Source organism: Clavibacter michiganensis subsp. insidiosus, assembly GCF_002240565.1.
Classification (GTDB): domain Bacteria; phylum Actinomycetota; class Actinomycetes; order Actinomycetales; family Microbacteriaceae; genus Clavibacter; species Clavibacter insidiosus.
The window spans coordinates 21,139-34,368 of sequence record NZ_MZMO01000001.1 but is presented as its reverse complement, the minus strand read 5'-3'; the positions used below and the strand labels follow the sequence as shown (position 1 = coordinate 34,368).

The window sequence follows — 13,230 nt, the reverse complement described above, 5'->3', positions numbered from 1 at the left end:
CACGACCGGCGGCCGGATCCCCCGAGGGGTCCGGCCGTCGTCGCGTCCGGGCGCCGCCTTGTCCCGCCCCGCGGCGCCCCCGTACATTTGACGCGATCCGCAACGAATCACCCGCACGCGGATCCGCACCCCCGTATGAGACGAAGGAGTCCCATGTCCGACACGCAACCCGCAGCGACGCCCACGGAGACCGGAGGCGCCCTCGGCGTCGCGATGATCGGCCACGGGTTCATGGGCGCCGCCCACTCGCAGGCCTGGCGCGTCGCGCCGGCGTTCTTCGACCTGCCGCTCGCGCCGCGCATGGTGTCGGTCGTCGGGCGCGACCAGGCGCGCACGCAGGAGTCCGCAGACCGCTGGGGCTGGGAGCGCGCGGAGACCGACTGGCGCGCGGCCATCGAGCGCGACGACATCGACGTGGTCGACATCTGCTCGCCCGGCAGCACGCACGTGGAGATCGCGGTCGCCGCGCTCGAGGCCGGCAAGCACGTGCTGTGCGAGAAGCCGCTCGCCAACACGGTCGAGGAGGCGGAGATCATGGCGGCCGCCGCCGAGAGGGCAGCAGCCAAGGGGATCCGCGCGATGGTCGGCTTCAGCTATCGCCGCGTGCCCGCCATCACGTTCGCGCGCGACCTCGTCGCCCAGGGCGCGATCGGCGAGCTGCGCCAGGTGCGCGCGCTGTACCTGCAGGACTGGCTGACCGACGCCGAGGGCCCGATGACCTGGCGCCTCGACAAGGAGGCGGCGGGATCCGGCGCGCTCGGCGACATCGGCGCGCACATCGTCGACGCGGTGCAGTTCATCACGGGCGAGAAGCTCGACGCGGTCAGCGGCCTGCTCCGCACCTTCGTCGAGGAGCGCCCGCTGCTCGCCGAGACGCGCGGCCTCGGCGGCGTCGCGTCGAGCGAGCGCGGCCAGGTCACGGTCGACGACGCGGCCTACTTCACCGGCAGGCTCGCGGGCGGCGCGCTCGCCAGCTTCGAGGCGACCCGCATGGCCACCGGCCGCAAGAACGCGCTGCGGCTGGAGTTCAGCGGATCCGACGGCGCCATCTCCTTCGACCTGGAGCGCCTCAACGAGATCGAGCTGTACGACGCGACCGCGCCGGCCGACCGGCTGGGCTTCCGGCGGATCCTCGTCACGGAGCCCGAGCACCCCTACACGGCCGCGTGGTGGCCCACCGGCCACGGCCTCGGCTACGAGCACGCGTTCACGCACCAGGTGCGCGACCTCGTGCACGACATCGCCGCGGGCCAGGAGCCCCAGCCGTCCTTCGCCGACGGCCTCCGCGTGCAGCGCGTGCTCGACGCGGTGGAGCGCAGCTCGGCCGACGGCAGCGCGTGGAAGACGGTGGATCCCGTCGCGAGCTGACGCCCGCGGGCGCTCGCGTACCCTGGACCGGACGACCGGGAGGCGGACGGGTGCAGGCACGGCAGGAGCGGACGCTGCGCGCCGCGCTGTCCGCGTTCGTCTGCACGCTCGTCACCGCGACGCTGCACGCGGCGGCCGGCGGCGGGATCCCGCATCCGCTCGTCCTGGCGCTCGCCCTCGTGCTCGGCGTCGCCCTGTGCTTCGGGCTCGGCGGCCGCCGGGTGACGCTCGCGCACCTCGTGCTCGCGATCGGCGCGACCCAGGGGGTGCTGCACGCGGCGTTCACCTTCGGGGGATCCGCGACCGGGTCGTCCGGGATGGCGATGCCGGTCGGCACCGCCGGATCCGCCGGTCACGTCCACGGACACGCGGCGGCCGACGCCGCGCGCGCCCTCGCCGGCTCCTCCGCGATGGCCATGCCCGCGGACCACGACGGCGCGATGCTGCTCGCGCACGTGATCGCCGGGATCGTCAGCGTGTGCTCCCTCCGCGCCGGCGCCGACGCCGTGCGCCGCGTCGCCCGGGCCCTCGCGCTGCGCGTCGGCGGCGCGCTGACCGGTGCCGTCGGCGCGCTCGTCGGCGCCGCGGTCGCGCTGGCCGCCGCGCTCGCCGAGCCGGCCGCCGTACCCCGGCCGCGCAGGACCGCGATCGACCTGCGTCCCGCGCGCCCGGTCGCGCTCCTCGCCGCGCGGATCCAGGGCCGCCGCGGCCCGCCGCTCGGCGCGCTCGCCGTCTGATCCGCGCCCGCCGCGTCCCTCGAGGAGCCCGGGCGCGGTCCGCGCCGCTGCGCCGACACGTCTGATCCGCCTCCCTCGCGTCCCGCCGGACGCGGGCGGGCGTCGTCGTCGCGCCGTCGCGCGCCTCCCGCACGCTCGGACTCCGCACGGCCACGCCGTGCACCCACCGAAGGACAGCCATGCCCTCCCGCACCACCCACCCCGCCCCTCGGCCCGGTCGCCGCACCCGCGCGCGCCGGATCCCCGTCGCCCTCGGCGCCGCGGCCGGCCTCGCGCTCGCCCTGTCGGCGCCGCTCGCCGCCTCCGCGCACATCGAGCTCGACGCGTCCGCTACGGCTCCGGCCTCCCTCAGCGTCCTGACCTTCGCGGTCGGGCACGGCTGCGAGGGATCCGCCACCACGGCCCTCGCGATCCGCTTCCCCGCCGACGTGCAGGCCGTGAAGCCGACGCTCGCGCCCGGCTGGTCCGTCGCCGCGCAGGAGGCGGCCGACGGCACGACCGTCACCTACACGGCCGACACCCCGCTGCCCGACGCCCTGCGCGCGACCGTGCAGGTCGAGGCGCTGCTCCCCGTCGACGGCGCGGCCGGCGACGTGGTGACGTTCCCGACACTGCAGACCTGCGTCGCCGGATCCACCGACTGGGCCGAGACACCCGCCGCGGGGACCGAACCCGACCACCCGGCGCCGGCGATCACGCTGACCGACGCCGCGAGCGGCAGCGGCAGCGGCATGGCGGGCATGGGCGCGGCGTCGGCGACGGGCACGGAGGCGGCCGCGGCCACGACCGCCGTCGCGCCCGTCGACCCGGTCGCCCGCCTCCTCGGCCTCGGCGCCCTCGTCGTGGGCGTCGTCGCCGTGATGCTCCTCACCATCGGCATGCGCCGCCCGCAGCAGGGCGGCCGCCGGTGACCGCCGTGGACGACCGCGCGGATGCCGCCGGTCCCGCCGCCGCACCCGACGCCCCGGCCGCGAACGCCGCACCCGACGCCCCGGCCGCGAACGCCGCGCCCGCCGCGCCCGCCCCCGCGGTCACGCGCCCCCAGCGCGGCTGGTTCCTCCCGCTGCTGCTGCGCCTGCACTTCCTCGCGGGGATCCTCGTGGGCCCGTTCATCCTCGTCGCGGCCCTGAGCGGCGCGGCCTACGCGCTCGCGCCGACCGCCGAGCAGATCGTCTACGCCCACGAGCTGCACGCGCCCGCCACGGGATCCACCGTGCCGCTCGCCGCGCAGGTCGAGGCCGCGGAGGCCGTGGTCGGCGGATCCGGCACGCTCGTCGCCGTCCGCCCGGCCCCCGCGCCCGGCGACACGACGCGCGTCATGTTCACGGGCGACGGCCTCATCCCGAGCCAGACGCGCGCGATCTTCGTCGACCCGGCCGACGCGTCCATCCGCGGCGACCTGCCCGTCTACGGCACGAGCGGCGCCCTGCCGCTGCGCACCGCGATCAGCGACTTCCACCGCAGGCTCGGGCTCGGCGATGCCGGCCGGATCTACAGCGAGCTCGCGGCGAGCTGGCTCGGCATCGTGACGCTCGCGGGTCTCGGCCTGTGGGTCGCGCGCTGGCGCCGCGCGCCGCGCCGCCGGGACCTCGTGCGTCCGGATGCGAAGGCCACCGGCTACCGGCGGATCCTCTCCTGGCACGCGTCGACGGGCGTCTGGCTCGTCGCGGGCGCGCTCTTCCTGTCGGCCACGGGCATCACGTGGTCGCAGTTCGGCGGGCAGAACGTGACCGACCTGCGCGCCGCGCTCAGCTGGCAGACGCCGACGCTCACGACCGCGCTGCCGGGCGCGGGCGGCGGCGCGGCCTCCGCGGCGGATCCGCACGCCGGCCACCACGCGTCCGCCACGCCCCGCGCGACGCCGGCCGTCGATCCCGCGACCTTCGACGACGTCCTCCGCGTCGCGCGGGGCGTCAACGTCAACACGGGCCTGGTGGAGATCACGCCGCCGAAGGACGCGGCCTCGGCGTGGACGGTGAGCGAGATCCAGCGCAGCTTCCCGACCGAGGTCGACCAGGTCGCCGTCGACGGCAGCACGCTCCAGGTGGTGGGCCGCACCGACTTCGCCGACTACCCGTTCCCCGCGAAGCTGGCGCGGTGGGGGATCGACACGCACCAGGGATCCATGTTCGGGCTGCCGAACCAGCTGCTCCTCGCGGTGACCGCGCTCGGCATCGCCGCCATGGTCGTGTTCGGGTACCTGATGTGGTGGAAGCGCCGGCCGGGCGTCGCGCGACCGGGCCGCCCGGCTCCGGCGGGCGCGCTCGTGCGGGCGCCGTGGTGGGGGATCGCGGCGGTCGTCGCGGTCGGCGTCGGCGTCGGGCTGTTCCTGCCGCTCGTCGGGATCCCCCTGGTCGGCTTCGTGCTGCTCGACGCGCTGATCGCCGCGGCGCGCGTGCACCGGGCGGGCGCCGCGGCCTGATCGCTCCCGGTGCCGGTCGCCCGCGGCTCAGCGGGCGACCGGCGCCGGCCCGGTCGACGCCGCCACGTGCAGCAGGCACGGCAGGAGCGCGTGCGGCAGCTCCGTGGCCGTGCCGTCGAGCCGCGCGAGCAGCATCTCGACGGCGAGCCGGCCGAGCTCGGGGCCCGGCGCGTCCATGGTGCTCAGGGCGGGCTCGACCAGCGCGCCCACCTCGGTCGAGGACGCGAGCGACAGGATCGACACGTCCTCCGGCACGTGCCGCCCCGCCGCGTCGAACCCCGAGATGAGGCCGCGCGCCGCCTGGTCGTTGAGGAGCATGACGGCCGTGATCCCCGGATCCGCCGCCAGCAGCTCGCCCGCCGCCGCGCGTCCGCCCACGGGCGTCGGCGCGCACCGGGCGACCTGGCCGCCGAGCCCGCGCGCCGCCGTCTCCTGCAGGAACGCCCGCTCGGTGCGCGTCGTCGGCCCGTACCCGCGCAGCGGCCCGCCTTCCAGGTCCTCCACCATGAGCCCGAACCGGCGGTGCCCGAGGCCCTGCAGGTGGTCGATCCCGTCGGCGACGGTGCGCTCGAAGTCCATGTCGACGAACGGCAGGTCGTGCGTGTCCGCTGTGCGCCCGATGGAGACGAACGGCACGTCGAGCGCCGCGAGCTCGCGGATGCGCGAGTCGTCCATGCGCACCTCCATCACGATGACGCCGTCGACCAGACGGCCGCTCACCAGGTCGGACACGTCGTCCGGTGACGTGCCGGTGGGCCAGAGCACGAGGTGGTACCCGAGCTCGGACGCGCGCGTGGCGGCGCTCATGAAGATCTCGAGGGCGATGCGGCTGAGGCGCTGCACGTCGGCGGGGAACAGCAGCGCCACGATCCGGGTGCGCTTGCTGGCGAGCGCGCGGGCCACGACGTTGTTGCGGTAGCCGAGCTCCCGCATCGCCTCGGTGACGGCCCGCCGCGTGGGCTCGGAGACGGCCTTCGTGCCGTTGACGACGAAGGAGACCGTGGCGATCGAGACCCCCGCGCGCGCGGCGACCTCTCGCATGGTCGGGATGGCGGCTCCTCGGGTTCGGGCGGCGCCGTGTGGGCGATCGGCCGGGCGCGTGCTCAGCGTATAGCGGGCGTCGCGCGGCGGTGCGGGTCGGTCGGGGCGCGGAACCGCGAGACGAGGATGAGCGCGCCCGTGATCGCGCAGACGGCGATCGTGAGGCCGACCACGTACGCGGCGACCGTGCCGTACCCGCCGGGCGACGAGTCCGGGTTCAGGAACCCGTACGGGTAGTAGGCGGCGGTCTGGAAGACCTCGTCGCCCGTGAACGGGCCGCGGAGGAGCGTGACGGCGATCCACGCGAGGGGGAACGCGATGACGCGGCCGATGGCGCCCGCGCGGAGCGGACGGCGGTCGGGCGCGAGGATCCAGTCGAGCAGCACGATCAGCGGCACGGCGACGTGCACGATCTGGTCGGCCCAGTCGAGCTTCAGCGGCTCCGGCTGGGGCTGGCCGCGCAGCAGCAGGTTCCAGACGATGCCCGTGATGACGAGGTAGACGGTGGACGCGAGCCGCAGCGTGACCCAGCCGACCCCCGGATCCGCCACGCGGCCCCGCGCGAGCCGCACGCCGCCGACGACCAGCACGACCGCGCCGAGCACGTTCGCGTCGACGGTGAAGAACAGGGCGAAGTCGAGCGACTTGCCGGCGACGCCGGTGACGCCGAGGTCCTGCCAGTAGGCGTGGTTGACGTGGTACTGGGCGATGACGCCGATGACGGCGGCGATCGCGGTGGCGATGCGGACGACGGAGAAGAGGATGCGCACGGATGAGGTTCCCACGATCTCGCCCCCTCCGCCGCCGGAGGCCCCGGGCGCGGGGTCGGGCCGGTCACCCGGGGGCCGATCCGCGTCGAGCGCCGCCCACCCGACGGCACGCCTCCTCGACGCCCCGGGCGTGCGCGGCGGGGGAGACCGCGGCGGCGAGCTCGCGGGCCGCGCGGGCGGGCCCGTCGAGGAGGGGTCGGTCGGCGGCCAGCCGGAGGATCGCCGTGGCCAGCCCCTGCGCGTCCGTGCCGTCCGCCAGCATCGCGGCCCCGCCGAACTCCGCCGCGAGGACGGGGTCGCTGACGAGCGCGGGGCGCCCCTCCGCGAAGGCCTCCATGGCGATCATCGGCTGGTTGTCGAAGCCCAGCGACGTGATCACGGCCGCGTGCGCCCCGCGGAGGAGCGCGGTGACGGTGGCGGTCGACACGCGGCCGTGCACCGTGACGCCGGGCGGGACGGCGGCGCGCGGCCGGCCACCCGCGAGGTCGAGGTGGACGGCGTCCGGCCCGCTCCTCGCGGCGACCAGCGCCATCGCCTCGAGCATCACGTCGAGGCGCTTCTCGGGCGCGAACCGCGCCGCCCAGACGAGCCGCAGCGCGCCGCCCGCGGGGAGCTCGGCGGACGCCCCGCGCGCCGTGCAGCTCGTGTTCGACAGCACCTCGATGGCCGGGAGGCCCGCGCTCCGGAGGGCGACGGCCTGGTGCGCGGAGGGGGAGAGCACGACGTCGGCCTCGCGGCAGACGGCGAGGGTCATGCCGCGGAGGGCGCTGTCGAGGCGGCGCGGGGCCAGCCGCACGCGCGGATCCGGCAGCCCGGTCATCGCGCGGTGGACGGCCGTGACCGCGGGCGCGAGGAACCCGCCCCAGGCCGGGCCGCGCAGGAAGAAGGTGTGCACGGTGTGCAGCGTCGGGATCCCCCGCTCGCGCCCGAGCCGCAGTGCGGCGGCCGCCAACCCGTGCTCGGAGTGCGTGAGGACGAGGTCGGTGCCGGCCCGGTCCATCAGCGAGCCGAGGTCGCGGCGGGCGGCGGCGTCGGCGCGGATGAGCGGCAGGCCGAGCAGCGGGACGGGGAAGGTGGGGGCGACGTCGTGCAGGGCGACGCCCGTGCCGTGCAGCTCGTGGACGGACGTCGCGTCGGGTGCCGCGACCGTAACCGCGTGGCCCGCGCGCGCGAGCGCGAGCGCCTGCTGGACGACGGCCGTCTGGGCCCCACCGAGGTAGGAGAAGGCGTAGTCCATCACGAGGAGGGGGCGGAGGGAGTTCATCGCGGCTGACGCTAATCGCCCGCGAGGAGAAGCGGCGGCCGCCTGGGGAGACGCGGCCGGCTCGGGATGGTCGGCTCGCGCCGGCGCGGGATCCGGTAGGGCGGGCGGTGTGCGTCGGACGGCGTCGGGGAGCGGGCCCGGGCTAGGCGGAGCGCGCGCGCCGCAGCAGCGCGACGACGATGGCGAGCGGCTTCATCCACGTCATCTCGCCGAAGCGGTAGTCGTCGGCGCGCGCGAGCCGGTCGGCGAGGTCGGGGCGCGCGGCGCGCAGGTAGCCGCGGGCCTCCTCCGCGTGCACGGGATCGGAGACGATGCGGATGGTGTCGGCGTCCTCGACGAGCGGGATCGCGTTCGCGACGTTCTCGCGCGTGCTCGTGCTGGCCTCCTCGAGGACGACCGGGCCCGCGTAGCCGAGCTCGTCGCGGGCGAAGCGGGCGAGGATCCGGGCCTCGGGCTCGTCGCCCATCACGGATCCGCCGCAGAGCACGAGCGCGGTCGACGCGGCTCGCGGGTCCATCGAGCGCAGGGCCGCGCGCACCCGGTAGCGGTTGATCCGGTTGGCGCGCGGGCCGGCGTTGCCGAAGCCGAGGACGACGACGACCTCGCGGCCCACGGCGCCGTCGGGGCGGCCCGGCGCGCGGCCGAGGCCGAGGCCGCGGGTGCTGGCGAGCCGGTGGATCCCCTCGCTCGCGAGGAGCGTGGCGCCGACCGCGGCGAGGAGCGCGACCCCGGTGACGACGAGGGTCGGGCGGGTGCGCATGCGCCCAGGCTACGGGCGCGCGATGCGGGCCGGGCCGGGCGGGCCGGGCGGACCGGTCGGACCGGGCTCAGGCGGAGCGCGCTGCCTTCACGAACGCGACGACCGCGTTGGCGTGCCCGTGCCCGAGGCCGTGCTCGGCCTTGAGCCACGCGACGACCTGCATGTGCGGCTCGACGTCGAGGCGGGCGTCGGCGAGGTCGATCCAGCGCTGGACCGGCTGCCCGTACGCGGTCTCGATGCTCGGGAAGTAGGAGGCGGGCCCGCGGGCCCTCTGCCTCTCGGGCGGCGGGGGCGGGGCGACGATGCCGTGTGCGTTCATGCGGCGACGCTACCGGCGGCGCACGGCCGCGACCAGGGCGGGCCGTGGTTCAATGGTCCGGCCTCCTTCCGGGAGGGGCCTCCCGCGGGAGGCACGGCGGTGGGGCTCGCCGTACCCGAACCTCGACGACCTCGTCGACGACAGTCCCTGTCTCTTGGCCAGCCATGCCATCCGAGATGGGAGACCCCATGACCGACCACCGACAGCCCGGCGGCGACGCGCCCCTCGACGGCGCGCCCCTCGACAGCGACGTGGAGGTGGACGACGACCCGGGCCGCCCGATCCACCTCCGCTGGTCGTCCCTCGGCCTCGTCGCGCTCGGCGGCGCCGTGGGCACGGGGATCCGCGAGGCGCTCGCGCTCATCTGGCCCGCGCCCGCCGGGGGCATCCCCGTGACGATCCTCCTGATCAACGTGGTCGGCGCCTTCGTGCTCGGCACGCTGCTGGAGTCGCTCGCCCGCCGCGGGCCCGACGAGGGGCGGCGCCGCGCGATCCGCCTGCTGGTGGGCACGGGCGTGCTCGGCGGCTTCACCACGTACAGCTCGCTCGCGACCGACGCGGCGTCGCTGACCGGATCCGCGCTCGGCGTCGCGCTCGCCTACGCCGCGCTCTCGCTCGTGGTCGGCGCCGCGGCGTCGGTCGCCGGGATCGCCGCGGGCGCCGCGATCCACCGCCGCACCGCGGCCGGCCGCGCGACGGGGGCGGCGTCGTGACCGGCCCGCTCGTGTTCGCGCTGATCTGCGTGGCCGGCGGCGTCGGATCCGCCCTCCGCCTGCTCCTCGACGGCGCCATCCGCGGCCGCCTCGGCGCGGCGTACCCGTGGGGTACGACCGTCATCAACGTCACCGGATCCCTCGGCCTCGGCCTGCTCACCGGTGCCGCCGCGCAGGCCGGCCTCCCGCACGACCTCCTGCTGATCCTCGGCGGCGGGCTCATGGGCGGCTACACGACCTTCAGCACCGCCAGCCTCGAGACGGTGCGGCTCGCGCAGGCGGGCCGGATCGGCGCGGCGCTCGCGAACGGCGTCGGCATGCTCGTGGTGTGCGTCGCGGCGGCGGGGCTCGGGATCGTGGTGGGCCAGGCGCTGTGATGGCCCTCGCGCCCGTCGCCTCCGCCGCGGACGTCGCGACGCTGCACGCGTTCCTCGCGGCGGCGGACCTCACGGTCACGGGGCTCGACGACCCGGGTGTATGGCTCTGCTTCCGGCGCGACGCCGATGGTCGCATCAGCGGCAGCACCGGCTTCGAGCTCAGCGCGGACGGGCGGCACGCCCTGATCCGCAGCGTCGCGGTGGGTCCCGCCCTCCGGTCCGCGGGCCTCGGTTCGACGCTCGCCCGGCACGCGCTCGCGGCCGCTGCGGATGCCGGCGCCGAGCGCGCGTGGCTGTTCTCGCGGAGGTCCGGTCCGTTCTGGCGCGGCCTCGGCTTCCAGGAGGCCGACCGCGACGCGCTCGCCGCCGCGCTGCCCGACGCCCGTCAGGTCGTCGCGTTCCGGGCGAGCGGGCAGCTGGCGCGCGAGGTCGCGTGGTCGCGGGCGCTCGGGGCGGCGGGGGATGCCACGACCTAGGCTCGCGGGATGAGCAGCGCGGAGACCCAGCCCGACCCGGAGCTCGTCTGGAGCACGACCGGACGCCGCGACCTCCACCGCGGCCGCGTCGTCCTCGTCGAGCACGACGTGCTGCTGCCCGACGGATCCGCGTCGCGCTACGAGGTCGACGAGAGCGTGCCGTTCGCGGTCGCGACCCTCGTGATCGACGGCGACCACGTGCTGCTCTCACGCCAGTACCGCCACCCGCTCGGGCGCTGGATCCTCGACCTCCCCGGCGGCGCGGGCGACGCCTCCGAGCACCCCGCCGACGCCGCCCGCCGTGAGCTCGAGGAGGAGCTCGGCCTCGTCGCGCCGGAGATCCGCCCCCTGCGCACCTACGCCGTGAACCCCGGCCGGGCGTCCTGGCTCGTGCACGTGTTCGCCTGCACGACGCCGACCACCGCGGGCACGGCCGACCACTCCGACCCGTCCGAGCAGGTGCGCCTCGTGCGCATGCCGGTCGCGGAGCTCGACGCGCTCATCGCGGCGGGCGGCATCGAGGACCCGACCCTGCTGATCGCCCGCGCGGCCGCCGCCGAGCAGGGGCTGCTGCCTCCCGTCGCCCCGCCGCACGCGGGCTGATCCCGGCGGGGCTGGGCGGGACGCGCTCCGGGACGCGTCCGCGCCCCGCCCCGGAGCGCTCCGGTGGAGGATCCGCGCGCGAGCCCCCGCCGGCCCGCGACCATGGTCCCTCCGATGGCCGACCCGACCCGGAGGATCCCGTGCCCCGTCCCTCGCTCCCCCCTGTCCTGCTGCTCGCCGGCCCCGGCGTCCTGCCGGGAGAGGCGGACCTCGTGGCCCTGGCGGAGGAGCACGGCAGGGAGGTCGCCTGGCTGACCGCCGGCACGCCGCTCGCGCCGGACGTGCTCGACCGGGTCGAGGCGTGCATCCCGCCGCTCCCGCATGCCCTCGACGCGACGGGGTGGGACGCCCTCGGGCGGCTGCCCCGCCTGCGTCTGCTCCAGGTGCTCACCAGCGGCACGGACTGGCTGCGGCGCGTCGACCTCGCCGGCGTTCGGGTGGCCACGTCCGCGGGGGTCGCCGACGCGAGCGTCGCGGAGCTCGTCGTGGCGCTGGCGCTCGCCTGTCGGCGCGACGTGGTCCGGCATCGCGACGCGCTGGCCGCGGGCGCGTGGGAGGAGGACCTGGTGTCGCCGGGGCTCCGGGGGAGCCGCGTCGTGGTGGTCGGCGCCGGCGGCATCGGCCGGGCGGTGTCGGATCACCTGGCGCCCTTCGGGGTCCGGCTCGTCCGCGTCGCGCGCACGGCCCGTCCCACGGAGGCGGGCCCGGTCCACGCGGTCGCCGAGCTGCCGTCCCTGCTGCCGGGCACGGACGTCCTCGTGCTCGCCCTGCCGCTCACGGACGAGACGGCGGGGCTGGTGGACGCGCGGCTCCTGGCGCTGCTGCCCGACGGCGCCCTCGTCGTGAACGTGGGACGCGGACGGCTCGTCGACACGGACGCCCTCGTGCGGGAGGTCGCGTCGGGCCGCCTGTCCGCCGCGCTCGACGTGGTGGATCCGGATCCGCTCCCGGCGGACCACCCCCTCCGCTCGCTCCCCGACGCCATCGTCACGCCACACGTGGGACGGAACACGCGGGACGTCGACGGGAGGCAGGCGGCCCTGCTCGTGGAGCGGCTCCGGGAGCACCTGGCCGGCGGGCCGCTGGCGACCCTCGTCTGAGGCCCGCCCGCGGCGTCCGCCGTCAGCCCGCGCGCCCCCGCAGCGCGACCCGCGCGATCCGCTCGCACAGCTCGGCGTAGCCGATGCCGACGGCCGCCGCCGACTGCGGCAGCAGGCTCGTCGCGGTGAGCCCGGGGAGGCTGTTGGCCTCGATGATCCAGAGGACGCCGGCGTCGTCGAGCTGGAAGTCGGAGCGGCTGTAGGCGTCGAGCCGGAGGATCCGGTGGGCCGCGAGCGCCGCCGCGCGCGCCTCGTCCGCCACGTCGTCGGGGAGGTCGGCCGGGAACGTCTCGGCGATCGCGCCCGCCTGGTACTTCGCGGCGTAGGTGAACGCCTCGTCCGCGGGGACGGCGATCTCGCCGACCGCGCGCGCCTCGCCGTCGAGCACGCCGACCGTCAGCTCGCGGCCGCGCACGAACCGCTCGACCATCACCGTGCCGTGCCGGCCGGCGAGCTCCAGCGCGGCGGGCAGCTCCGCGGCGGCGCGCACCACGGAGAGGCCGACGGTGGATCCCTGGCCGGTCGGCTTGACGACGCGCGCCGCAGCGCCGCCGCGTCCGCCACGAGGCCGCCCGCCATCTCGCCCGCGGTCGTCTCGCCGCAGGACGGCAGCGCCAGCGCGCGGCTGCGGATCCCGGTCCGCTCGCTCAGCAGCTCCGCCGTCGCTCCCCACCACCAGGCGCCGTCGCGCACCAGTGCGCCGTGCACGATGACCAGCTCCATCGTCAGCTCCCCCCGGCGCGCAGCGCGTAGGTGAGCAGGGCGTTGCCCGCGCTCGTGATCTCGGAGCGCCGCAGCTCCAGCCGCGTCATCGGGTCGTCGGGCTCGAACAGGCGGCGGCCGGTACCCGCGACGACCGGGTGGATCATCAGGGTCAGCTCGTCGAGCACCCCCGCGAACAGCAGCTGGCGCGCGAGGGAGATGCTCGCGAAGACGCCGATGTCGCCGCCGTCCGTGCGCTTCAGGTCCGCGAGGGCCTCCACGACGTCGCCCTCGATGAGGGTCGCGTTCCAGTCGAGCTCGCCGGTGAGCGTCCGCGACGCGACGAGCTTCTCGATCGGGTTGATGAAGGCGCCGAACGCGTCGTCGGCGGGCGCCTGGGGCCAGTACGACGACCAGTCCTCGTAGCCGTGCCGGCCGAGGACGGCCGTCGTCACCGTCTCCATGAGGCGGGTCATCCCCGCGCCGAGCTCGGCGTCGAAGCTGTCGAACTGGAACAGGTTCGGCGCCTCCACGACGCCGCCGACGGACGCGAACAGTCCTGCGGTGATCCGGCGCAT

At 76.6% G+C, this 13,230-nt stretch carries 17 protein-coding genes; 9 read left to right on the top strand and 8 right to left on the bottom strand.

All coding sequences use genetic code 11. The annotated features are described in order from the left end of the window. Window positions 1–153 precede the first annotated feature (153 nt). The 4 genes from B5P21_RS00215 (at window position 154) to B5P21_RS00200 (ending at window position 4,527) form a co-directional block, all read left to right on the top strand. The gene (locus tag B5P21_RS00215) at window positions 154–1,368 is read left to right on the top strand and encodes a Gfo/Idh/MocA family protein (protein WP_172457202.1); all 1,215 of its coding nucleotides are present in this window, start codon (window positions 154–156) and stop codon (window positions 1,366–1,368) included. Window positions 1,369–1,418: 50 nt separating this feature from the next. Then, entirely contained in the window at window positions 1,419–2,105 is a 687-nt protein-coding gene (locus tag B5P21_RS00210; protein WP_045526256.1) for a hypothetical protein, read from the top strand. A 179-nt stretch (window positions 2,106–2,284) separates the two neighbouring features. Further along, complete coding sequence (locus B5P21_RS00205; protein ID WP_246865226.1) at window positions 2,285–3,016, top strand: YcnI family protein; 732 nt, start codon at window positions 2,285–2,287, stop codon at window positions 3,014–3,016. Continuing rightward, window positions 3,013–4,527 (top strand): PepSY-associated TM helix domain-containing protein, encoded by a 1,515-nt coding sequence (locus tag B5P21_RS00200; RefSeq protein WP_094170628.1) that lies wholly within the window; start codon window positions 3,013–3,015, stop codon window positions 4,525–4,527. The genes B5P21_RS00205 and B5P21_RS00200 overlap by 4 nt, the downstream gene beginning before the upstream one ends. 27 nt (window positions 4,528–4,554) lie before the next feature. On the opposite strand, the gene B5P21_RS00195 is transcribed toward B5P21_RS00200, so the two are convergent. From B5P21_RS00195 to B5P21_RS00175, 5 genes are all read right to left on the bottom strand, one after another. Then, window positions 4,555–5,568: a LacI family DNA-binding transcriptional regulator gene (locus B5P21_RS00195; protein WP_045526262.1), complete on the bottom strand. Its 1,014-nt coding sequence runs from the start codon at window positions 5,566–5,568 to the stop codon at window positions 4,555–4,557. Between the two features lie 62 nt (window positions 5,569–5,630). Further along, window positions 5,631–6,353 carry a Pr6Pr family membrane protein gene (locus B5P21_RS00190; RefSeq protein WP_045526264.1) on the bottom strand — a complete coding sequence of 241 codons (723 nt, stop codon included), beginning with the start codon at window positions 6,351–6,353 and terminating at the stop codon, window positions 5,631–5,633. Between the two features lie 49 nt (window positions 6,354–6,402). Next, window positions 6,403–7,602 carry a glycosyltransferase family 4 protein gene (locus tag B5P21_RS00185; RefSeq protein ID WP_094170627.1) on the bottom strand — a complete coding sequence of 400 codons (1,200 nt, stop codon included), beginning with the start codon at window positions 7,600–7,602 and terminating at the stop codon, window positions 6,403–6,405. Between the two features lie 142 nt (window positions 7,603–7,744). Next, on the bottom strand, window positions 7,745–8,362 hold the full coding sequence (locus B5P21_RS00180) for a YdcF family protein (protein WP_094170626.1): 618 nt from the start codon (window positions 8,360–8,362) through the stop codon (window positions 7,745–7,747). Between the two features lie 67 nt (window positions 8,363–8,429). Beyond that, complete coding sequence (locus tag B5P21_RS00175) at window positions 8,430–8,681, bottom strand: DUF4287 domain-containing protein (protein WP_094170625.1); 252 nt, start codon at window positions 8,679–8,681, stop codon at window positions 8,430–8,432. Window positions 8,682–8,869: 188 nt separating this feature from the next. Between B5P21_RS00175 and B5P21_RS00170 the strand changes: the two genes are divergently transcribed. The 5 genes from B5P21_RS00170 to B5P21_RS00150 all read left to right on the top strand — a co-directional run bounded on the left by B5P21_RS00170 (window position 8,870) and on the right by B5P21_RS00150 (window position 11,950). Further along, window positions 8,870–9,394, top strand: a complete 525-nt coding sequence (locus tag B5P21_RS00170; protein WP_080939246.1) for a fluoride efflux transporter FluC — start codon at window positions 8,870–8,872, stop codon at window positions 9,392–9,394. Then, window positions 9,391–9,771 carry a fluoride efflux transporter FluC gene (locus tag B5P21_RS00165; RefSeq protein ID WP_045526270.1) on the top strand — a complete coding sequence of 127 codons (381 nt, stop codon included), beginning with the start codon at window positions 9,391–9,393 and terminating at the stop codon, window positions 9,769–9,771. Before B5P21_RS00170 ends, B5P21_RS00165 begins: the two co-directional genes overlap by 4 nt. After that, complete coding sequence (locus B5P21_RS00160; protein WP_080939247.1) at window positions 9,768–10,247, top strand: GNAT family N-acetyltransferase; 480 nt, start codon at window positions 9,768–9,770, stop codon at window positions 10,245–10,247. Before B5P21_RS00165 ends, B5P21_RS00160 begins: the two co-directional genes overlap by 4 nt. Before the next feature lie 9 nt (window positions 10,248–10,256). Next, window positions 10,257–10,850: an NUDIX hydrolase gene (locus tag B5P21_RS00155; protein ID WP_045526274.1), complete on the top strand. Its 594-nt coding sequence runs from the start codon at window positions 10,257–10,259 to the stop codon at window positions 10,848–10,850. A gap of 140 nt (window positions 10,851–10,990) precedes the next feature. Next, complete coding sequence (locus tag B5P21_RS00150; RefSeq protein ID WP_165770587.1) at window positions 10,991–11,950, top strand: NAD(P)-dependent oxidoreductase; 960 nt, start codon at window positions 10,991–10,993, stop codon at window positions 11,948–11,950. Between the two features lie 22 nt (window positions 11,951–11,972). Here B5P21_RS00150 and B5P21_RS00145 read toward each other — a convergent pair whose 3' ends face one another. The 3 genes from B5P21_RS00145 to B5P21_RS00135 are packed head-to-tail and all read right to left on the bottom strand — an operon-like array spanning window position 11,973 to window position 13,230. Then, a complete protein-coding gene (locus tag B5P21_RS00145; protein ID WP_246865225.1) occupies window positions 11,973–12,443 on the bottom strand; it encodes a D-alanine--D-alanine ligase family protein in 471 nt (156 codons plus the stop codon). Next, the gene (locus B5P21_RS17085) at window positions 12,380–12,673 is read right to left on the bottom strand and encodes a hypothetical protein (protein ID WP_246865224.1); all 294 of its coding nucleotides are present in this window, start codon (window positions 12,671–12,673) and stop codon (window positions 12,380–12,382) included. Before B5P21_RS17085 ends, B5P21_RS00145 begins: the two co-directional genes overlap by 64 nt. Before the next feature lie 2 nt (window positions 12,674–12,675). Further along, window positions 12,676–13,230, bottom strand: coding sequence for a dihydrofolate reductase family protein (locus B5P21_RS00135; protein ID WP_094170623.1), 555 nt, complete (start codon window positions 13,228–13,230; stop codon window positions 12,676–12,678).

Excerpts from the sequence above, each read along its gene's own strand:
- B5P21_RS00185 (WP_094170627.1), bottom strand. The coding sequence starts at position 7,602 with ATGAACTCCCTCCGCCCCCTCCTCGTGATGGACTACGCCTTCTCCTAC.
- B5P21_RS17085 (WP_246865224.1), bottom strand. The coding sequence starts at position 12,673 with ATGGAGCTGGTCATCGTGCACGGCGCACTGGTGCGCGACGGCGCCTGG.
- B5P21_RS00155 (WP_045526274.1), top strand. The coding sequence starts at position 10,257 with ATGAGCAGCGCGGAGACCCAGCCCGACCCGGAGCTCGTCTGGAGCACG.
- B5P21_RS00135 (WP_094170623.1), bottom strand. The coding sequence starts at position 13,230 with ATGCGCCGGATCACCGCAGGACTGTTCGCGTCCGTCGGCGGCGTCGTG.
- B5P21_RS00195 (WP_045526262.1), bottom strand. The coding sequence starts at position 5,568 with ATGCGAGAGGTCGCCGCGCGCGCGGGGGTCTCGATCGCCACGGTCTCC.
- B5P21_RS00170 (WP_080939246.1), top strand. The coding sequence starts at position 8,870 with ATGACCGACCACCGACAGCCCGGCGGCGACGCGCCCCTCGACGGCGCG.
- B5P21_RS00180 (WP_094170626.1), bottom strand. The coding sequence starts at position 8,362 with ATGCGCACCCGCCCGACCCTCGTCGTCACCGGGGTCGCGCTCCTCGCC.
- B5P21_RS00205 (WP_246865226.1), top strand. The coding sequence starts at position 2,285 with ATGCCCTCCCGCACCACCCACCCCGCCCCTCGGCCCGGTCGCCGCACC.
- B5P21_RS00215 (WP_172457202.1), top strand. The coding sequence starts at position 154 with ATGTCCGACACGCAACCCGCAGCGACGCCCACGGAGACCGGAGGCGCC.
- B5P21_RS00175 (WP_094170625.1), bottom strand. The coding sequence starts at position 8,681 with ATGAACGCACACGGCATCGTCGCCCCGCCCCCGCCGCCCGAGAGGCAG.